Genomic DNA, 21,714 nt, shown 5'->3' with positions numbered 1-21,714 from the left:
GGAGATTCTTTAAGCGAAAGATAGTAATTAAGATACTTGATAACTACTTGATTCGATAACTCAATAGAGTCTGTATTATTTATTTTTCTCAAGACTAGCTTCCAATAAAAATTTACAAAATCTGCTTCACCAAGCTCATAATATACTCTAAATTATTAGTATCAGACACAGTTAACTCATAATCACCAGTCGACCAATGGCCAACATTTGAGACGTCTTTTGTTAATTTTTTAGGATCATCTAGATTACCTTTTTTAGCATTAAACCAAAGTTTTAGTGATCTATTTTGTAAATGTATTGAAACAATATTATTTTTACCTTTTTTGAAGGCAATATATAATTTTTTAGGACAAATCTCGATATCTGCAGATAATGCTAAAATAGCATTTTTAAAACTATCATAAAGCTCCGATACTTCATCGTTTTTATCTTTCAGATGAGTATCTTCATCATAAACAATTAACTCTTTTGTTACTTTATCTAAAGGTGAATTTTGGGTATGTTGAATTTGTTTAATACTTGGCGCTGATTTAGAACGTTTGATTGGATTGATAGTGATCATATCATTTTCAAAACGTTTTATTTCCCAAAGCTCAATGGCTAAATCCTTGAAATTTGTTGATTGCTTTTGATAATCAGTAAAAGCTGGAGAAACAAAAATAATTTTGCTTTGTGACCAATCAATTTCATTGCGTTTCAAATTAGCTTGACAGGATTCGTTATACTCAACAATAAAATCAGCTTGATAATCGAGCATAAGGTTCAAATAGGTAACACCCTGATCTATAACACTTAAATTACGATCACGCTTATATTCAATTATTACAAAAGATTTTGACTCTTCGTCATAAGCCAAGGTATCAATACGATAATCTTTTATCCTAAATTCGGATTTTACAAAAGTTAAGTTACCAATCATCTCTAAATTATTTTCGAATAATGTTTGGATTTCTTTTTCTAATTTAAATGGTTTCTCTTTTAAAAGAATAAGAGATTGTTTTTTATTTGAGAAGATTTGCATTGTTTTTATCCATTACAGAGATATTGCTATTTACTAATTATTCGTATAATTTTATTTAATTGATATATTAACGTTACAAATATTATTAGTACAACTAACTATTTTTAGATAATAGTTCCTTATTTTAATTCATAAAAATCAATAGGAAAAGAATATTTATACAAATATATATTATAACTACTAATATTATTTTGATAGTAAATATCTTTTTCTTTATTAACTCCAGCTAAACTATTATTAATGGTCTTCAGTGGTTTCTAATTATTGCTATTATTTAATACATAGAAGATGCAATAATTATTAATATTTTTCTCTATTATACCGTAACAAGGTCTTATTTATTTAGATTCTCGATATTGAGAATTTGAAACAACAATGCCTTTTTCGATTACATCAAAATCTATAATATTTGGTTTTCGATCAAGATATTTGTCACAATATGTCGAATGTTCATAAAAAAGCATACATATTATTTTTATAATTTTTAATTTCATCGACAATCCATTCAATTACAGCAAAATATTTAGCTAACCAACTTTCACCATTTGGCTTTTAGTTAAAATGAATAAATCGGGATTTAAGATTTTTAAATATAAATTAATTTTTTGAAACCAAAATAGTTTTGTCTAGAAGAGGAATAAATGTGGGCTGATCACAGTACTTACCCAGATGGATTAATCTTAAATTTATTAGTGATTCTTTTGGAAAAATGATGCAATAATACATTCAAGCGTTGCTATTATTTCATCTTTATTGATAGATTCAATTTGGGTTGAAGCTGAAGCCGAGTCATTAGAATAAAATTAAATTATTTGTTAATTCTATTATATTCCCTGACATCAGGAACTGAGCTCATCATCTAAACTTCTTGTTCATTGACAAAAAACAAGATCCATTCATGAGGAAAGTTCTTTTAGATACAAGTTGTTTTCAATTGATTGTCATGTGATAGCCCTATCATTCGAAAATAGCAACAATTGGCTCTATTATCAATATAAATAAAGCCAATTAAAATCATTCATTAATCAACAATAACTCTACCATTCAATGGCTGAACAGGTCGGTTGTTGTCATGATGCATGGTTGAATGGAATTTTTGAATTTGTTCATCTGAAGCAGTTACTGCTTGTTCTAATACAATCCATCTAACACCTTCAGTACATGGTGGAGTTGTAAGTGAACCACTAAAGCGGTAATAATCTAATTTTTTAGGAAATAATGTGTTGATATCAACAGTTTTGTCTAAAATTATTTTATTATTCACTTCTGCTGGCATTTGTTGCCAGGCTTTCGCAATTTCAGGATTTGCTTCGCCGTTATTAAACATTAAGGCAACAACAGTAAGTTCTCCATCTTTATTTTTATAAACAAAGTGGGCTTCCATTGGATAACTTTTGCCTTTAATGGTATTTTCACTTGGAGTATGAAAATGAAATTGTTGTAATGTGAAAACTTGGTCGTCTAACATTAACTGGTTATCTCCAGAAACATTAACCTGTACCGTGTGTCCGTTATTAATAATTTCTTGTTTACTTGGTTTAAACAAAAACTTTAGGCTTTCATGTTCTGTTTTTAATGCATGATCAATATTGATTGGTGACTGATTTTTACCGTTTTCACATGTTGAATATTCAGGTGATAATTTACCCCAATTTTCTGGTTTTTCTTGACCTTCATATCCCCAGTGCGAAGTATGCTCTGCTGCTGCACAAGATAGACTTGTTAACATGAGTGTTGCAAATATTATGTTTCGTTTCATTTTAAATTTACATTAAAATATTAAATAAAAAGGAATTAAATTATACGCCACAAAAAATTACCTTACTACAAACAATTAACATAATTTTTTCTTTTTTTTATTAATTATTTTATTGTTGAGCAAAGTAATTTCAAATCAATAAATCATCCAATCTAGCTATTTTGTTTACAGCTATAGTTTATAATATTAATTATAAATCAATAAGTTGACTTTTATAATAATGAAAAAGAGGATTATAATTCAAGGAGTAAAATTCATCTGGTGCTATAAAAAATAATTATCGGCTACTAAAGATATAAATAATGAGTTTGCAGTATAATTTTGAATTGAGTATAGAAAAAACTGACAGAAAAAATAAAAAAGGGCAAAAGCCCTTTATTGTTTAAATAAAATACTAGAAAGTGTAACGAATACCTGCTAATAAATCAATTGAACTTAGTTTAGCACTACCTTTTACATTAACACCTTGAATATTTGTTTTTACAGTTGTTTTACCTGCATTAACATAACGCCCAGTAAAATCTATGTCTAAATTTTCATCAATATTATAGGTCACACCCGCTGCTACATTCCAAGCAAATTTTGTTTTGGTATCTGACATACCAACTGAACCAGATCCATCATAATAAACGCTTTCATATTGTGCTGAATATGTTTGATCCAATTTAGTGAAAGCAACACCTAATCCTGCGCCAACAAATGGAGTAATTGAATAATTAGTTTCAATATCATAATATGCATTTACCATTAAAGTATGCATGCGAACTTTGTGACGGTCACTAGTTTTAAGATAATCGTCAGGCACCACAACATCGCTATAGCCGTGACTATATTTCTTATTTGAATTACCGCGCATCGTATAAGATAACTCTGCACGTACAGGAAGGTCATAATCATATTTGAAGTTATAACCAATATTTAATGCCCCTGCGAATTTACCTTTATTAAAAGATCCTATTTTAAAATCTTCAGAGTAACTATGATAAGATACCGTATCTTTAATACTGTTTGCTTTTAAAATACTCGCACCTAATTGACCACCTAAATAAAATCCTGTGGTATCAGTTTGAGCAAAAGCTGGGAAACAGGCGATAGTTGCTAGAGCAACAAGTGTTTTTTTCATATTTTATTTCCTTTCCTTTTAAATTACTTTTATGTCATTCAATAGACTTAGCAAGTGTAAACCAGCAAATAGCAGAAATCAATAAAAAAACCATCAATATTTTTTTATTAAATTATTGATATTAAATAGATAATTATATAACGACTATTTTGAAATGAATTTTGACTCGATATCAAAAACTAAATCTTTACAAAAGTCAAAGATAACAATTGATATTTTTATATTAATATATTCGAAAATTAAATGATAAAAAGGAAAGAATTGGTGAAAGGTTGGCTCCTCCAACAGGACTTGAACCTGTGACATACGGATTAACAGTCCGCCGTTCTACCGACTGAACTATGGAGGAACACTTGGGTTAAGATAGTAACGATCTATAACGATTATGTCAACGTGAAAAACATTAATTAAACTTAATTGCTCAGCTTGTAATCAAATTCAATCATAACATGTTAGAATAGATAAAATTATATAGTTAAGGTAAATAAAATAGTTATGAAAAAAAATATTTGTGTTTTTTGTGGAGCCAGTGAAGGTAATCGCCCAGAATATCACCTAGCTGCAGAACAATTAGGCATGTTAATTGCGAACCAAAATAGACGATTAATTTATGGTGGTGGAAATAAAGGTTTAATGGGTATTATCGCTAATTCTGTTTTAGATCATGGTGGTGAAGTTATTGGAATTATTCCTGAGCGGCTAGTCAAAGCCGAAACAGCACACCATAACATTACTCGTTTAGAAGTTGTTGAAAATATGCATCAACGTAAAGCGCGACTTTCTGAATTAGCAGATGGCTTTATTGCTATGCCTGGAGGAACAGGCACTTTAGAAGAAATCTTTGAAGTTTGGACTGGTATGCAAATTGGTTATCATGAAAAACCGGTTGCATTGTATAATCCAGCCAAATTTTGGCAACCTATGCTGGATTTTTTACAACATACTGTTGATGAAGGATTTGTTAGATACAGTTTTTATAAAACTTTAATTGTGTCTGATGAGCCACAATCGATTCTACAAAAAATGGATGATTTTATTCCTAAAGATTTGCAACGTTGGGTAAAAAAATAATTCAAAAATAAAAAATGCCATCAATTGATGGCATTTTGCATTTAAATAAGTGATTTTAATTAGAAGCCATTTCTGCAGTTGATTCTGGCTGTTTTAGAACTGCATAACCAACACCAGCCACAAGAGAACCAATTAAAATTGATAATAAATAACCACCAACAGGTTTAACAACGCCTGGGATAGCTAAAGCGAATAATCCACCATGTGGCGTCATAAGTTGTGAACCAAATGCTAATGCTAAACCACCGGTAATTGCCCCACCAATGATACAGCAAGGAATAACACGTAATGGATCACGCGCAGCGAAAGGAATAGCCCCTTCAGAGATAAAACATAAACCTAATACTAATGAAGCCTTACCACTTTCTTGTTCAGCTTTAGCAAATTTTTTACGAGCAATTAATGTAGCAATACCCATGGCCAAAGGAGGAACCATTCCGCCAGCCATAACTGCTGCCATTGGTGCGTATACTTGAGCCGAAATTAAGCCTGTACCAAATGCATAAGCAACTTTATTGATTGGTCCACCCATATCAGTGCACATCATACCACCTAAAATTACACCTAACAGAACTGCATTGGCAGTTCCCATTGATTTCAACCACTCAGTTAAAGCGCCCATTAGCCATGCGATCGGCGTACCAACAATAAACTGCATAACTAAGCCTGTAGCTAATGTCGCAAGTAATGGCACAATAAGAATTGGTTTTAATGCTTCAAGTGTTTTCGGTAATGGTAAATACTTAGCAATTAACATTGCTAAATAACCAGCAAAATAACCAATGACAATACCACCTAAGAAGCCCGCACCAGTAGAAACAGCAAGTAAACCACCTACAAGCCCTGGGGCTAAACCGGGTCTATCAGCAATAGAATAAGCAATATAACCAGCAAGTAAAGGTACCATCAGTGAGAATGCAAGCCCACCAATTTCTGCTAAATGAGATTCACCTACCAGTTTTTGTACGCCATCAACCATTTCAAATGAACCAAAAGCAAATGATAAAGCGATAATTAATCCACCTGCAACAACCATTGGTAACATGTAAGAGACACCCGTTAATAGATGCTGATAGAAACCTTTCTTCTCATTACTTGATTTTGCTGTTGAAGCAGAACTTGTTGGTTGATAGATTGTAGCTTCTTCAAAAGCTCTATCTAATTCTTGTGCAGTCTTTTTAAGAGCTGGACCGGTCTTAGTTCGGTACATCTTTTTACCTGCAAACTTACTTAAATTGACATCTATATCACATGCTACAATCACTACATCAGCAGAAGCCACCTCTTCTGGTGTTAATTCATTACCAACACCAACCGAACCACGCGTTTCAACTTTACACCACCACCCACGTTTTTTCGCTTCTTCTTCAATCGCTTCGGCTGCCATAAATGTATGAGCAACACCCGTTGGACAAGCGGTAACCGCAACAATACGTTTTACATCATTGCCTGATACAGAGCTTGTATTACTTTGTGTCGATTGTTCGAAAATAGAAGCTTTACTTTGTGCATCAATGAGTACTTGTTTAGGATCAGCAAAAATATCATTAAGATCACTAATAACATAAACCTTTTTACCGATAACTGTTTTATCACTGACATCACCTGAGCCAATAGCAACAGTTACGTCTGCAGATGCCACACTATCGACTATGTTTAAATTTAATGAATTAGCAGCTAAAACCAATTCGGCTTTAGCCAAACGTCCATTAACAGGGCCTGCATTACTACCCTCAATTATGTAAATATTCATGAATACTCCTATCCAGCAATGATTTCAATTTTATCCAACATATTGGTTACAGCCTGACGATCAGCAATACCAACTCCGGCTTGTCCAACAGATAACGCAGCAACACTTGAGGCGAAAACTAAAGTGTCTTTAATTGATTGATTGGTCATAACTCCATACATTAATCCACCAACCATTGAATCACCTGCACCAACAGTACTTACTACCTGACATTTTGGTGGTTTTGCTAACCATGCTTCATGTTTAGTTACCCACAAAGCGCCTTTGCTACCGAGTGAAATGACAACGTTTTCTATACCTTCATTAATAAGTTCCATAGCCGCCGCTTTTATTTCAGCTAACGTTGATAATTTGCGTCCTACAAACATTTCAAGCTCTTTATCATTAGGTTTTATTAACCATGGCTTAGCTTTCAATCCTGCAACTAATGCATCGCGACTACTATCAAAGACAACTTTTGGACAAATTGTTTTAACTTGCTCCATCCACTTGGTGAATTTGTCGAGTGACACTCCTGCTGGTAAACTACCACTAATGGCGATCATATCAAAATCTTTTAACCATTCGAGAGAATCTGTAACAAAACGTTGCCAATCTTGTTCAGTAATAGTAAAACCAGAAAAATTTAGATCCGTTACTTCGCTATTTTCCTCAGTTAATTTAACATTAATGCGAGTACGACCTTCTACAGTTTGAAATTTATCTTCAACATTAAGTGAATTAAATAATAAATTAAAACCATCACGGTTTTCTTTACCTAAAAATCCTCCTAGTGTTAATTTAACATCTAAATCTGATAATACTTTGGCGACATTAATTCCTTTGCCAGCAGGTAGTAAAGCATTAGTTTGAACTAAGTTAACATCACCAAGCTCTACTTTGGGACAAAATCCTAAAAGGTCATAAGCAGGATTCAAAGTAATGGTTGCAACGCGATAATTCATTATTCAGTTCCCTCACCTAAGCCACTTTCAATCGCTTTTCCAATTGCATCTAGTGCTTGAGCAGCATCATCACCGACTGCTGTAAACTGTAATCGACTGCCTTTTTTAGCACCAAGGGCAACAATTTTCATTAAGCTTGTTGCACTAACTGGCTCTGCTTTACCATCAAGATTTGCAACAGTGACTTTACTTTTAAATTCTTTCACTAATTTAACTAATACCGATGATGGGCGAGTATGTAAACCATTTGCATTCGGAACAATAAATTCACGAGTTAATACTTGATTATTCGTATCTGAAGTTTGATTTGTAGAGGACAATTCAGTTTCAGGCTGATTTGAATCTGTAGATGGATGGTTAGAAACCAATAAATCAATAATTTTATCGATATTGGCTGACAATAAAAGATCTAATTTTTTATTAAATGCTAAAGAGGCCAAATTATTTACAACGTCGGCAATAGCATCATTAACCATCGACATGGTGATAAGCAATTTAACTGGTTTACCATCTTCATTTAAATCACTTATTGTACGACTGATCGCTATCGCGTTTTTTAAATTACCTTCTTTACTATCATTAAACCAAACTCCACAACCCAAATAGTTTGGTTTATTCTCCAGCACACAAGTAATAAAATTAGTATTTACTGCATTTTGTTGTTTTAAACGTGAAGCATTTAACGCTTGTAATGTTCCTAAACTATCAGCGGGAATATCCAATAATAATGATGATTCATTTACACTAAATTGGCTATCTTCTATGCTTGGTTTACCAGTTAAAATAGCAATTGCTTCATCTGCTGATTTAATGTTTTTGATGCGTTCTTCAACACCATCAGCGCTAAGCACATGTGTTAATTGACGAAGTAACTCCAAATGCTCATCAGAGCTAGCTGCAATACCGATGGCTAGATAAGCCTTTTCGCCATCATCACCCCATTCAACTCCGTTAGGAAAGCAAAAAACTTGCACACCTGTTTTTTTAACTAAATGACGAGTTTTAGTTGTACCATGAGGGATAGCAAGACCAATACCCAGATAAGTTGCTGCTTGATCTTCGCGTTCGAGCATTCCATCTACATATCCTTCCTCAACAAATCCTGCACTGGTTAAAGCAGCAGCTACTTTTTTTATCGCCTCAGTTTTGTTAGGGGCTTGTTCATTTAAATGGATATCTTCTTTAACTAAATGAAACATATAATAAATACCTCTGGGTTGCTATATTAAATCATCTAACATAATTCATATTATTTGCTTAAATAACGTTATTGAATCGTTTCAGCAATAATGACGAGAATTACATTAATTATCAAATAAATTATCTCTATTAATAGAAAATATGTGATCTGGATCTTCTTTTTGTATAAAATTTAACTAAATATTTTGTTAAAAAAACAACATGTTTTTTATAAAGTTCGATTCCGACTTAAACTACCACGGTAAATGAGTCGCCTAGGAATAACTGTGATTCCTGGTTGATAGCTTTCATTTTGCAAACAATTTAATAACATTTTTATTGTCATTTTAGCAACTTCTTTATGATCTTGACAAAGAGATATAACTTTACAAGGTAAGAAATCCAATAATTCATTATCACCAAACGTAGCAATAGTTAATGTTTCAGGTAAATGACCGAACTTTCTTAAGATTGCATCAATAGCCCCTTGAAGCAAAGAAAAGGATGTAGTAAAAATGCCGTCTGGTAATTCATGATTTTCTAACCATTGACTAAAAGCGATATCAGCGTCATGACGACTATAATTAGTTGCATATAAAAAATCAACTTTATTACTATTATCATGGTGATAATTATCAAGTCTAATATCGTTAAATCCATCTAGACGAAGTTGACTAACTGATAAATTAGGTGAGGCACCAAGATAAACCATCGCCCCCTGAACAACATCATTAAAAGCTTGAGCCAAGGTTTTAGAATCTTGTTTATCCGCCCCTACTATATTCCTAAATTTAGAAATGGGTAAGATTCTATCAAGAGCGAATAATGGAATTTTGGAATTTTGCCAATCATCATAAAAAACATAATCGTCGACAGAAACAAATGATGAGGAAATCACTAACGCATCAACTCTCCGTTGTTGAAGATGCTTAACGCACTCTTTTTCGATTTGGGGATCATCTTCTGAACATGAAAGTAGCACTTGATAACCTTCTTTTCTTATCAATTGCTCTAAATAATTGGCAATCCGAGTATAACTAATATTTTCTAAATCAGGAATAATAATGCCAATAGTATGGGTTTTACCCGCTCTTAATCCTGCAGCAACCGCATTGGGCTGATAATCATGCTCTTTGACAACTGACATTACTTTTTCAATTGTTTGATCACTAACGCGATATTTTTTTGCTTTTCCATTTATAACATAACTAGCCGTTGTTTTTGAAACGCCAGCTATCAGTGCGATTTCCTCTAATTTCATTATTATTATCTCGGCAAAAGTATTGTCATTTATTTAACATGAATCAGAGAAAATAGTAAACAATCGTTTCTCTATTTGATTGAACATATTTAATATTTTTACTACTAATAGTTAAATATCTATCAATAATAGATTGCAATATTTTGATCATGAACTTTTTCTATCTGAACAGGAGTATCGAAAATATCTTCTAAAATAGTAGAATCCATTATCTGATCTGGATTACCTTGATAAATTAATTCTCCATTTTTCATTGCTAGAATATAGTTGGAATAGACCGAAGCAAAATTAATATCGTGAATGACAATAACAATCGTTTTACCCAATTCATCAGCAGCACGGCGTAACTGTTTCATCATTGCTACAGCATGCTTCATATCAAGGTTATTTAATGGTTCATCAAGTAATACGTATTCTGTGTCTTGACAAAGTACCATTGCAACATAAGCACGTTGACGTTGTCCACCAGAAAGCTCATCTAAAAATCGATCTTTATATTCAGTCAAATTCAAAAATTCAAGAGCCCGATTAATATGTACTAAATCATCTTTATTTAATCGCCCTTTGCTATAAGGATAACGGCCAAATCCAACTAACTCAAAAACAGTAAGTCTGCTGGTAAAACGATTTTCTTGCCTTAATACTGAAAGATAGGTTGCTAGTTTATCGCTTGGCGTGTTAATAACATCCATATTTTGAATCTTTACTAGCCCCTCATCAGCAAGCAATAAACGACTAATAATTGATAATAGTGTCGATTTACCTGCACCATTTGGACCAATAATCGCTGTAATACCACCTTGTGATATTGTTGCACTCACATTTTTTAATACCTGTATAGTTTGATATTTTTTACTAATATTATCAATTTCTATCACATTGGAACCTTTTTCAATAATAAGAAGATAAACAATGAACCACCAATAAATTCAATTACAATAGATAATGCACCTACCATGTTTAAGACATGTTCTAAAAACATCTGTCCACCAACAAGAAAAATTACACCTAATAAAAAAGCTGTTGGTAATAAAAAACGATGCTGGCTTGAACCACTAATGCTATAAGCTAAATTGGCAATAAGCAGGCCAAGAAAAGTAAAAGGACCAACTAGTGCTGTTGATATTGCAACTAGTACCGAAACAAGTAATAAAATAATGGTGACACTTTTTTGATAATCGACGCCCAAATTAATGGCATTATCACGCCCTAACGCTAATACATCGAACCTAAACCGCATCCTCCATAAAAAAAGCCCTATAACTGTGGCAATAATTAATGAAAAAATAATTAACATAGGTTCAGCTCGAGTAAATGTTGCAAAAATTCGGCTTTGCAATACAGCAAATTCAGTTGGTGTCATTAACCTCTGTAACAAATTAGAAAAACTACGAAATAGCGTGCCTAAAATGATCCCAATTAATAAAACTAAGTGAAGATTCTGTTTGAGCTTGGTAAATAATCCCCGATACAAAAATAGAGAAAATAAAATTAATAACAATGATTCAAAAATAAATTTACCAATAATTCCAATATAAGGAATACCTTGAGCATCAATAAAAAAGACGACCACCGTTTGAATCAATATAAACAAAGATTCAAATCCCATTATAGAGGGTGTCAAAATTCGATTATTAGTAACAGTTTGGAAAAGCAGAGTCGAAGTTGCTGCAGAAAAAGCCACTAAAATCATGGTTAAAACAATCCAAGCCCGATGACTTAAAATATAACTAATATTACCTTTTAAATTAAATGTCATAAAAAAAACAACACAAAAAACGGCAATACCTAGTAATAATAATATTGTTTTTCGACTTGAAATAAGGCGTTTTCGATTAACTAGCATGACGTTTTTTACTCAACAACACTAAAAAAATAATAGCCCCTACCACACCAAGAATAACACTAACGGGAATTTCAAACGGATAGCGAATAACTCGCCCGATAATATCGCAAAATAAAACCAATCCACTTCCGAATAAACATATCCAAGGTATGGTTTTACGAACGTTATCACCAAATATTAAACTGACAATGTTAGGTACAATTAATCCTAAAAATGGCAATACACCAACAACGACAACGACGATGCCACCAATAAGAGCTATAACAATAAGTCCAGTTAGCATGACTTGATTATAATTAAGCCCGACATTGACAGAAAAATCACGTCCTAATCCCGCAACGGTAAAACGATCTGCGCTCCAACATGCAAGTAAGGTAATGCCCCCAACTAGCCACAATAGCTCGTAGCGACCTTGTAAAATACCTGAAAAATCACCTGATTCCCAGCCTCCAAGTGATTGCAGTAAATCAAAATACATAGCAAAAAAAGTACAAATTGCACTAATCACTGCACCAAGCATTATCCCAACAAGAGGTACCATAAGTGCAGATTTAAAAATAATTTTGCGAGAAATAAACATGAATAATACAGTGCCGGCCATAGCAAATAAACTTGCTACCACCATTTTCATCATAACACTTGCGCCTGGAGCAAGTACCATCATCACTAATAACCCTAAACTAGCTGATTGAGTAGTACCTACTAGAGACGGTTCGACAAATCGATTTTGAGTAAGTAGTTGCATAATTAAACCGGCAACACTCATCGCGCTACCGGCTAAGAGTAAAGCCACCGTTCTAGGAACTCGGCTAACAAAAAAGATTTGTCGCATATTACTGTCAGACCAAAGATCGACTAACGTTACATGCCCTGCACCAATAAACAAACTTAATGCAGTCATTGCTAATAAAAAAACAATGCCTGCAATAAAATAAACTGTTTTAGTCATGATTTATTTAGTTTGCTGATGTTTTTTGTAAAACATCACTTATTTGGTCCATTAAACGACTATAGGTTTGGATACCACCAGAAATATACATTGATGTAGAATCTAAATAAACAATATGGTTTTGTTGCCATGCATCCGTTTTCTGAATTAATTCATTATTTAAAACTTGCTGTGCTGATTGAGCTTCTTTATTACCAATTGCATTATCTCTATCTAGAACAAATAACCATTGAGGATTAACGCTTAATACAAATTCAGAAGTTACTGCATTACCATGACGTCCTGCTTCTTGAAATATTGTTGCAGGTTTAAAACCTAGTACATCGAAAATAAAACCAAAACGCGATTTTGGTCCATAAGCAGACATTTTGCCACCATTAATCATAATAACTAAAGCGGTTCCTGCTGTGCTTGCTTTTGGATTTAACTGTTCAATTTTTTGATTAAAATCAGCAAGTAATTTTTTTGCTTCTTCTTGTTTACCAAAAATGGTACCTAACTGTTCAGTACGCTGCGTTAGGCTAGCTAAGAAATTATTAGGATCTAGATCAAGCGAGATTGTTGGTGCAATATCACTTAATTTTTTATAGACATCATTTGCACGTCCACCAGCGATAATCACATCGGGTTGAAGTGTACTTAGCACTTCATAATTTGGCTCAAATAAAGTACCAACATTAGTATACGTTTTATCTGCATATTTTGATAAGAAATCTGGGAAATGTACATCTGATTGAGGAACTGCCGTGACAGGAATATTTAATGCATCGATAATATCTAATGTTGCGGTATTAAATACTACCACTTTTTTTGGATTTTCAGGTACCTCGGTTTTACCTTGGGCATGTTCAACAACGATTGATGTTTTATTAGCGGCCGGTGCATCTTTTTTATCGTCACAACCAACCAATGCAAATAAAGCGGCTAGTAATACTAAAAATTTAACTTTGATAGATGAATACATTGTAACTCCTAATTATTAGCTTAGTTCAAAAGCGCATAAATGATAAATAAAATAATAATAATAATTATCATTTACACCAAATTGTAACTAAAAATAAATAAGTGTTCAATGAACTTTAAACAAACAGCAAAATAATACCAAAGAAATTGATAAAAACAGTAATTTTTAAAGTTGAAACAATGAGTTTTTATAAAAACTGCATATATTATTAATAATTACTTATCATCAGATAACTCTTTAAGTTTTCTAGTCAACGTATTACGTCCCCAACCTAATAAATGTGCAGCATCTTGTTTATGTCCACGAGTAAAATTCAAGGCACAATTTAATAAGATACGCTCAACATCAGTAACCGCCTCGGTTAAAATGCCAACCTTACCAGCAAGTAAGGCTTCTTTAGCCCAATGTTCCAGCTGATCTTGCCAATCAATATTTTTTTGTACTTGATTACTCTGTTGAATGCTAACTTCCTGACTTGTGACGTTTTTAGGTACAGTTAATTGCAATAACTCTGGCGGTAAATCTTGTACAAGTATTTCTTTACTTGAAGACATAACTGTAACCCAACGGCAAGTGTTCTCAAGCTGACGAACATTACCAGGCCAATTAAACTGACATAATACATCTAAGGCTTCAACACTAAATACTTTACTTTCTACCCCTAATTCTTTTGCTGTAGTATTTAAAAAATGTGCTGCCAGTTTTGGAATATCTTGAGCCCTATCGCGTAGTGGGGGTAATAAAATACGAATTACATTTAGACGATGAAACAGATCCTCTCTAAATTTTCCTTCTCTGACTCTTGCTTCTAAATCTTGGTGAGTTGCAGCGATAATACGTACATCGACTTTGACGGGTGAATATCCCCCAATACGATAAAACTGCCCATCAGCTAATACTCTTAATAATCTGGTTTGCACATCAAGAGGCATATCACCAATTTCATCTAAAAATAACGTTCCACCATTAGCTTGTTCGAATCGTCCATGACGAATTTGTGCTGCCCCAGTAAAGGCCCCTTTTTCATGCCCAAATAGTTCTGATTCAATGAGGTCTTTAGGAATAGCGGCCATATTAAGTGCAATAAATGGCGATTGTGATCGAGGACTGTGGGTATGCAGAGCTTTAGCGACCAGTTCTTTACCCGTTCCAGACTCTCCATTAATCAAAACACTTATTGATGATTTAGATAAACGACCAATAATGCGAAACACTTCTTGCATAGAAGGTGCTTCACCAATAATACCAGTGGACGCTTTAGCGGTGGTATTACTACTGTTTTTTTTACTTTGAGTTTGTAGTATAGCTCGCTCTACGAGTTGAATAACTTCATCAACATCAAAGGGTTTTGGAATATAATCATAAGCTCCTCTTTGATATGCATTCACTGCTGCATCAAGATCTGAATGAGCTGTCATAATAATAACAGGTAAGTCAGGATATTGTTCTTTAACATGGTGAAGTAATGTAAAGCCATCCAGCCCTGGCATTTTAATATCTGAGATTAAAACTGCAGGTTTTTGTGGATTAGTAACTAAAGCATCTATCGCTTCTTGACCACTTGAAAAAGTAATACAGTTAAAATGAGCATTGGTTAATGCTTTTTCTAATACCCAACGAATAGAACTATCATCATCAACTATCCAAACATTCATTTTAATTTACCTCACTGCTTAATTGGCAGATAGACAGAAAATTCTGTATGCCCCGGCCAACTATTAAATTCAATTTTACCGTGATGTTGATCGACAATATTATGTGCAATCGAAAGTCCAATTCCAGTACCGCCTTCATAACCACTTACCATTGGATAAAACAGTGTATCTTGTATATGAACAGGAACACCTGGTCCATTGTCTTCAATATCTATACGCGCGCATAGACGATAACGCTGCCCATGTAAAGTAACTTGAAACGCTGTTCTTGTTCTAATTGTTATCGTTCCGCTTTTAGTACCAATAGCTTGTAAAGCATTACGAGCAATATTTAAAATCACTTGCTCAATCTGCTCTGAATCATGAATGAATTCGGGCAAACTGGGATCATAATCACGTAAAATTACAACATTGATTGGCTTTTCCAGACAAAGCAGTGCATATATTCGTTCAATTGCTTTATGAATATTCTGTTCTTTTTGCTGCAATCGCTGTTGGGGGCCAAGTAACCTATCAACAAGATTCCTTAATCTATCTGCTTGTTCAATAATTACTTGCGTATAATCTTGCAATTCATTTTTAGGTAGTTCGCGTGATAATAACTGAGCGGCGCCTCTAAGACCTCCAAGTGGATTTTTAATTTCATGAGCAAGCCCCCTAACTAATTCACGAGCTGCACTTTGTTGGGCTTGTTGTAATTGCTCTTGACTTAACCGCTTATGATTATTTAACGGCGCCATTTCGATCAATACATGACCGTTTGTTAGTAATTGTGCCGTTAACGATAAGATATGTAATTCATTGTTAACAACTAAATTAACTTCGTTATCCGTAAAACCTTGATTTTTTTCTAATGCACGCAGCATTAATTCAATATCTAAAGAAAAATAGCTCAATAAATCTGGGAAACAACTTTCTAATAATTTTTTGGAACTTTGCGCCAATAATTGTTGCGCAGCAGTATTAGCATAAAGAATATTGAGTTTTTTATCTAATAACAAAATACTTGTGATCATCGAATCGAGAACAAGATTAGCATCAGATTCATTATCAAATGTCATCGTTGGATTTCCGTCCCCTTTAGAAACCACCACTAAATAGTGGTGGTTAAGGCATAAAGTGTTTACTTATAGACTATAGTACAATTCAAATTCAACTGGATGTGGCGTCATACGAACACGATCAACATCTTGACGTTTTAAATCAATATAGGCATCAATAGTATCATTAGTAAATACATTGCCACGAGTTAAGAATTCACGATCTGAATTTAATGCTTCCAATGCCTCTTCAAGTGAGCCTGCTACTTGTGGAATTAATTTAGATTCTTCTGGCGGTAAATCATACAAGTTCTTATCCATTGCATCACCTGGATGAATTTTATTGATAATACCATCTAAACCAGCCATTAGCTGTGCTGCAAATGCTAAGTATGGATTCGCTGCCGGATCTGGGAAACGAACTTCAATACGACGAGCTTTAGGGCTTGTAACAACAGGAATACGAATTGATGCAGAACGGTTACGTGCTGAATAAGCAAGCATAACAGGTGCTTCATAACCTGGTACTAAACGTTTATAAGAGTTAGTGGCTGGGTTAGTAAATGCATTAATCGCTTTAGCATGTTTAATAATTCCACCAATATAAAACAGTGCCATTTCAGATAGACCCGCATATTTATCACCCGCAAAAAGATTTACGCCGTCTTTAGCAAGTGATTGGTGACAGTGCATACCTGAACCGTTATCACCAAACATTGGTTTTGGCATAAACGTTGCTGTTTTACCATAGGCGTGAGCAACATTTTGAACTACATATTTATAAATTTGAACTTCATCAGCTTTTTTCGTTAATGTGTTAAAACGGCAAGCAATTTCGTTCTGACCCGCTGTAGCTACTTCATGGTGATGAGCTTCAACAACTAAACCAAGTTGTTCCATAATTAAGCACATTTCAGAGCGAATATCTTGTGATGAATCAACTGGTGGAAGTGGAAAATAACCACCTTTCACACCAGGACGATGCCCTTTGTTACCTTCTTCATATTTAGTACCCGAATTCCAAGCTGCTTCAATATCATCAATATGAACAAAACTACCTGACATCGGCGAACCAAAACGTACATCATCAAATAAAAAGAACTCTGGTTCTGGTCCAAAAATGACGGTGTCAGCAATACCAGATGATTTTAAGAAGTCTTCTGCACGTTTAGCTATTGAACGAGGATCACGATCATAGCCTTGCAATGTAGCTGGTTCTAAGACATCACAACGTATATTTAATGTCGTGTCTTCAAAAAATGGGTCAATAACAGCGCTTGATGCATCTGGCATTAATACCATATCTGATTCATTAATACCTTTCCAACCTGCAATTGATGAGCCATCAAACATCTTACCATCTTCAAAAAAATCAGTATCAATTTGACTAACAGGAATAGTAACATGTTGTTCTTTACCTTTAGTATCAGTAAAACGTAAATCAACAAATTTCACATCATTATCTTTAATTAGCGTTAAAACTCTTTGTATAGACATGTATCTTCTCCATTGAGGACAAATAATTGTTCAGTTTAAAAGGCATTCTTGCCGAGTTGTATACTATATGCAAATATGATGCCATTTTTTGACCATACTATTTTAGTGGATTTATCTTCAATAATAGTAACATAAATATACAAATTGCACTAAATTAAAGCAACAAGCACCAAATCAATGCACCAAAATTACTCATCGACCTAAAATGATCGTTTTCAATGCCCTAAAATAGATAAATTTTACTATATTAATCATTATTCAAGATTTATTTCTGATTTTTAAATTGACGTTTTTCTTGGTTTATTTATTTAGTTTATAGCCATCTAATCACCAAACATCATGAATTATAAAAATAATACGGAAATTAGATTTTGGATCAAATTACACAAATAAAATGGCCTCATAAAAAAACATAAAATTAAAATAACCTATTTAAATTATGTATCACTCTAATCTAAAAATTAAATTAGCATGGTTGTATGTAAATTAAGTTTTCTCTTTTAAGCACTGTATTTCAATGCATAATACCGTTATAATCTTGTCTTATTATTAAAAAATTAGGTAATTATATAAGTATGGACTTTATAACACTCGAAATTCTACCTTTTGTAAAAAATCATCTTTTGCTTTCATTAGGTTGGATTGCGCTATTTATCACAATTATCGTATTAACGATTAAAGGTAAATTATCAAAGGTTAAAATTATTGATAATGCTCAAGCGATCCATATGATTAACAGAGAAAATGCAGTTATTATTGATATTAGAACTGCAGATAGTTTTAAAAAGGGGCATATCACTGACGCTCATAATATTTTGCCTATCGATATTAAAAATTCCAGTTCAAAATTAATTGAAAAATTTAAAGAAAACACCATAATTTTGGTTGACGAAAATGGTTTATCATCTGCTAGCATTGGTGAAACACTTATCAAGCAAGGCTTTTTAAATGTGTCTGTGTTAAAAGATGGCATTGCTGGCTGGAATGGCGAAAATTTACCACTTGTAAAAAAATAATATTATTCAAAAATAAGGTTTTATCATGACAGAACAAAATAATACCCAACAACCTGAAACACAATTCGCAATTCAACGTATTTACACTAAAGATGTTTCATTTGAAACTAATAATGTACCTGAAATTTTTACTAAACAGTGGCAGCCAGATATGAATTTAGAATTAAATTCATCTTCGCAAACCTTAAATGAAGGCGTTTATGAAGTTGCACTACGTGTTACTGTAACGGTAAAACAGCAAGAAGAAATTGTATATATTTGTGAAGTGACTCAAGCAGGTATTTTTTCACTTATCGGATTTGATGAAAGCCAAGTTCAACATTGTGTTGGCTCTTATTGTCCAAATATTTTGTTCCCTTACGCACGTGAAGTGATTTCAAGTTTAGTAAATAAAGGTTCATTCCCACAAGTGAATTTAGAACCCGTAAATTTTGAAGCGTTGTATATGAATTATATTCAGCAACAAGCTGAAGCTGAATCTACTGAAACATTGCAATAGTTATATTATTTGAATTAATAAAAAGTTTTGGATTATTATGAAAAAAAATGCTGCTGTGACAGTTATTGGAGCGGGTTCTTATGGAACGTCTTTAGCTATCTTATTAGCACGAAATGGTCACCCTACATTATTGTGGGGACATAACCCAGATAAAATGACTGTTTTGCAGCATGACAGGCAAAATAAGCAGTTTTTGCCAGATATACCTTTTCCTGATCTGTTACAAATCGAAAGTAATTTACAAACCGCCGTATTAGCTGCACCTATTTTACTAATTGTCGTACCAAGTCATGCTTTTGCCAGCATCCTAAAACAAATTAAACCTTTCTTACGTAAAGATAGCAAAATTGTTTGGGCAACAAAAGGGCTTGAAGTTGATACAGGCAGATTGTTACAAGATGTAGCTAAAGAAATTCTAGGTGATAAAATTCCATTAGCGGTTATTTCTGGACCAACATTTGCCAAAGAGGTAGCTTCTGGTTCACCAACAGCAGTAACTGTCGCATCAACTAATGAACAATTTTTAACTGAATTACAAAATCTATTTCACTGTAGTAAAAGTTTTCGTGTTTACAGCAGTAAAGACTTTATTGGAGTACAACTTGGCGGGGCAATAAAAAATGTTATTGCTATTGGTGCAGGTCTGTCAGACGGTTTAGGCTTTGGTGCTAATGCCAGAACAGCGTTAATCACCCGGGGTCTTGCCGAAATGATGCGTTTAGGTGCAGTCTTAGGCGCTGATCCTGCAACTTTTATGGGAATGGCAGGACTTGGTGATCTCGTTTTAACTTGTACAGACAATCAATCCCGTAACCGTCGCTTTGGAATATTACTTGGTCAGAATAAATCTATTCAAGAGGCTCAAGATATTATTGCCCAAGTTGTCGAAGGTTGTAAAAATACCAAAGAAGTTTGGTCACTTGCACAAAAATACCATGTTGATATGCCTATCACTGAACAGATTTATAAAATTTTATATGAACATAAAGATCCTAAACAAGCAGCGATGGCATTGCTTGGACGTTCTCAAAAAGAAGAATTAAAAAGTTAGTTTTTTACTTAAACGTATAGTTAACCTGAAACTTTTTTACAAATTTCAGGTTGTTACTTTATTAGATATTTACGCCAATACCTTTTTCTTTTGCTTTAAGGTAAATATCATAACCAACATAGACATCAAGTACTGCTGTTCCAACTGTTTTAAATAAAGTAATTTGCTGCTCATTTTGGCGGCAAAGCTGTGGATTTAAAACTAAATCACCTAATTCTAAAAAATCATCTTTTGATACGAGTTTTTGTTCAATAGGATCAATGATATCACCCGCTTCGGCAAATACACCGTCTTTCGTATCAAGCACTCGAATATCGGCTTTTTCTACAATATTGCTTGGGATCTCGTGCATATCTGGCATGTATGCCCCTACTCCATTGATATGAGTTCCAGGCTTAACTAGATCACCATTAAAAGTCACTTCTTTTGATGTGGTGACAGAGGTAATAATATCCGCTTGATGAATATCTTCATCGAAATTTTCAGAAAAATACAGATTAGCAGAAAAATGTTCAAACCGTTTCTTCATTAACTCGGTAAATTGCTTACCTTTATTAGCATCCAGCCCAAAGATTGCCACATCGGTTAATGGACGAACGGTTAACATAGCCTCTAATTGTGAAGCAGCTTGTCCACCTGTACCTATCAACACGGCTCGCTTAGAATCTTTACGAGCTAAAAGATCGGTTGCAGCACCTTGCACTGCGCCTGTTCTAAGTTGGGTTACAAAAGTACCATCCAACATGGCGCAAACTTCACCTGTTTGTGGGTCTATCATCATGACTTGAGCCGGTACAGATGGTTTACCTAATTTAGGATTATCTGGAAATACCGAAACTATTTTAATTCCTACAATATCGTTACCTTTTATATGAGCAGGCATGAACAAGCATTGTCCTTTTTGCATATCGAAATTGATACGTAATGGCACATCACTATTTCCTTGAGTATAAATTTTTAAGGCCTGTTTATCTGCAGCTATTGCCTCTGGCATGGTGTAGAATTTTTCAATATCTTTAGCTGTTAAAATTAGCATATTGATTCCTTATTGATCTTTTCTATTTATTTACCTTTTTAGTATCTATA

Annotated in this window: 19 protein-coding genes and 1 tRNA gene; 4 read left to right on the top strand and 16 right to left on the bottom strand. The window is 33.6% G+C overall.

All coding sequences use genetic code 11. The features are described 5' to 3' along the window. Positions 1 to 112 precede the first annotated feature (112 nt). From H3T96_RS00290 to H3T96_RS00275, 4 genes are all read right to left on the bottom strand, one after another. Complete coding sequence (locus H3T96_RS00290; protein WP_144091281.1) at positions 113 to 1,021, bottom strand: DUF5655 domain-containing protein; 909 nt, start codon at positions 1,019 to 1,021, stop codon at positions 113 to 115. A gap of 1,021 nt (positions 1,022 to 2,042) precedes the next feature. Next, complete coding sequence (locus H3T96_RS00285) at positions 2,043 to 2,780, bottom strand: carbonic anhydrase (RefSeq protein WP_144091280.1); 738 nt, start codon at positions 2,778 to 2,780, stop codon at positions 2,043 to 2,045. Positions 2,781 to 3,174: 394 nt separating this feature from the next. After that, complete coding sequence (locus H3T96_RS00280) at positions 3,175 to 3,903, bottom strand: outer membrane protein (protein WP_039126609.1); 729 nt, start codon at positions 3,901 to 3,903, stop codon at positions 3,175 to 3,177. Between the two features lie 273 nt (positions 3,904 to 4,176). Beyond that, a tRNA-Asn gene (locus tag H3T96_RS00275) sits at positions 4,177 to 4,252 on the bottom strand. Between the two features lie 146 nt (positions 4,253 to 4,398). On the opposite strand from H3T96_RS00275, the gene H3T96_RS00270 reads away from it, so the two are divergent. After that, positions 4,399 to 4,974: a TIGR00730 family Rossman fold protein gene (locus H3T96_RS00270; RefSeq protein ID WP_144091279.1), complete on the top strand. Its 576-nt coding sequence runs from the start codon at positions 4,399 to 4,401 to the stop codon at positions 4,972 to 4,974. A gap of 55 nt (positions 4,975 to 5,029) precedes the next feature. Here the strand turns inward: H3T96_RS00270 and fruA are convergent, their stop codons facing one another. The 11 genes from fruA to glnA form a co-directional block, all read right to left on the bottom strand. Further along, entirely contained in the window at positions 5,030 to 6,727 is a 1,698-nt protein-coding gene (gene fruA, locus H3T96_RS00265; protein ID WP_144091278.1) for a PTS fructose transporter subunit IIBC, read from the bottom strand. 8 nt (positions 6,728 to 6,735) lie between these two features. Next, entirely contained in the window at positions 6,736 to 7,671 is a 936-nt protein-coding gene (fruK, locus tag H3T96_RS00260) for a 1-phosphofructokinase (RefSeq protein WP_144091277.1), read from the bottom strand. Beyond that, positions 7,671 to 8,870, bottom strand: coding sequence for a fused PTS fructose transporter subunit IIA/HPr protein (gene fruB / locus H3T96_RS00255; RefSeq protein WP_144091276.1), 1,200 nt, complete (start codon positions 8,868 to 8,870; stop codon positions 7,671 to 7,673). The genes fruK and fruB overlap by 1 nt, the downstream gene beginning before the upstream one ends. 209 nt (positions 8,871 to 9,079) lie before the next feature. Beyond that, positions 9,080 to 10,111: a catabolite repressor/activator gene (gene cra, locus H3T96_RS00250; protein ID WP_065738492.1), complete on the bottom strand. Its 1,032-nt coding sequence runs from the start codon at positions 10,109 to 10,111 to the stop codon at positions 9,080 to 9,082. 122 nt (positions 10,112 to 10,233) lie between these two features. After that, positions 10,234 to 10,989: an ABC transporter ATP-binding protein gene (locus tag H3T96_RS00245; protein WP_039126626.1), complete on the bottom strand. Its 756-nt coding sequence runs from the start codon at positions 10,987 to 10,989 to the stop codon at positions 10,234 to 10,236. Beyond that, positions 10,986 to 11,957: an iron chelate uptake ABC transporter family permease subunit gene (locus tag H3T96_RS00240; RefSeq protein ID WP_144091275.1), complete on the bottom strand. Its 972-nt coding sequence runs from the start codon at positions 11,955 to 11,957 to the stop codon at positions 10,986 to 10,988. Before H3T96_RS00240 ends, H3T96_RS00245 begins: the two co-directional genes overlap by 4 nt. Further along, the gene (locus tag H3T96_RS00235; RefSeq protein ID WP_086308727.1) at positions 11,947 to 12,906 is read right to left on the bottom strand and encodes an ABC transporter permease; all 960 of its coding nucleotides are present in this window, start codon (positions 12,904 to 12,906) and stop codon (positions 11,947 to 11,949) included. The genes H3T96_RS00240 and H3T96_RS00235 overlap by 11 nt, the downstream gene beginning before the upstream one ends. Before the next feature lie 7 nt (positions 12,907 to 12,913). Further along, positions 12,914 to 13,870, bottom strand: a complete 957-nt coding sequence (locus H3T96_RS00230) for a siderophore ABC transporter substrate-binding protein (protein ID WP_144091274.1) — start codon at positions 13,868 to 13,870, stop codon at positions 12,914 to 12,916. Positions 13,871 to 14,085: 215 nt separating this feature from the next. Beyond that, positions 14,086 to 15,525, bottom strand: a complete 1,440-nt coding sequence (gene glnG, locus H3T96_RS00225; protein ID WP_039126634.1) for a nitrogen regulation protein NR(I) — start codon at positions 15,523 to 15,525, stop codon at positions 14,086 to 14,088. An 11-nt stretch (positions 15,526 to 15,536) separates the two neighbouring features. Then, positions 15,537 to 16,586: a nitrogen regulation protein NR(II) gene (gene glnL / locus H3T96_RS00220; RefSeq protein WP_039126637.1), complete on the bottom strand. Its 1,050-nt coding sequence runs from the start codon at positions 16,584 to 16,586 to the stop codon at positions 15,537 to 15,539. 66 nt (positions 16,587 to 16,652) lie between these two features. After that, the gene (gene glnA, locus H3T96_RS00215) at positions 16,653 to 18,062 is read right to left on the bottom strand and encodes a glutamate--ammonia ligase (RefSeq protein ID WP_039126639.1); all 1,410 of its coding nucleotides are present in this window, start codon (positions 18,060 to 18,062) and stop codon (positions 16,653 to 16,655) included. A 575-nt stretch (positions 18,063 to 18,637) separates the two neighbouring features. On the opposite strand from glnA, the gene H3T96_RS00210 reads away from it, so the two are divergent. The 3 genes from H3T96_RS00210 to gpsA are packed head-to-tail and all read left to right on the top strand — an operon-like array spanning position 18,638 to position 20,628. After that, a complete protein-coding gene (locus H3T96_RS00210; protein WP_039126642.1) occupies positions 18,638 to 19,078 on the top strand; it encodes a rhodanese-like domain-containing protein in 441 nt (146 codons plus the stop codon). Positions 19,079 to 19,103: 25 nt separating this feature from the next. Continuing rightward, on the top strand, positions 19,104 to 19,577 hold the full coding sequence (gene secB / locus H3T96_RS00205; RefSeq protein ID WP_039126645.1) for a protein-export chaperone SecB: 474 nt from the start codon (positions 19,104 to 19,106) through the stop codon (positions 19,575 to 19,577). Positions 19,578 to 19,614: 37 nt separating this feature from the next. Further along, complete coding sequence (gene gpsA / locus H3T96_RS00200; protein WP_216354761.1) at positions 19,615 to 20,628, top strand: NAD(P)H-dependent glycerol-3-phosphate dehydrogenase; 1,014 nt, start codon at positions 19,615 to 19,617, stop codon at positions 20,626 to 20,628. Between the two features lie 61 nt (positions 20,629 to 20,689). Here gpsA and H3T96_RS00195 read toward each other — a convergent pair whose 3' ends face one another. Beyond that, on the bottom strand, positions 20,690 to 21,664 hold the full coding sequence (locus H3T96_RS00195) for an ornithine cyclodeaminase family protein (protein ID WP_144091273.1): 975 nt from the start codon (positions 21,662 to 21,664) through the stop codon (positions 20,690 to 20,692). Positions 21,665 to 21,714 lie beyond the last annotated feature (50 nt).

Source organism: Gilliamella sp. W8136 (genome assembly GCF_016101285.1).
GTDB classification, from domain to species: domain Bacteria; phylum Pseudomonadota; class Gammaproteobacteria; order Enterobacterales; family Orbaceae; genus Gilliamella; species Gilliamella apicola_N.
This window is presented reverse-complemented; position numbering and strand designations above follow the sequence as displayed.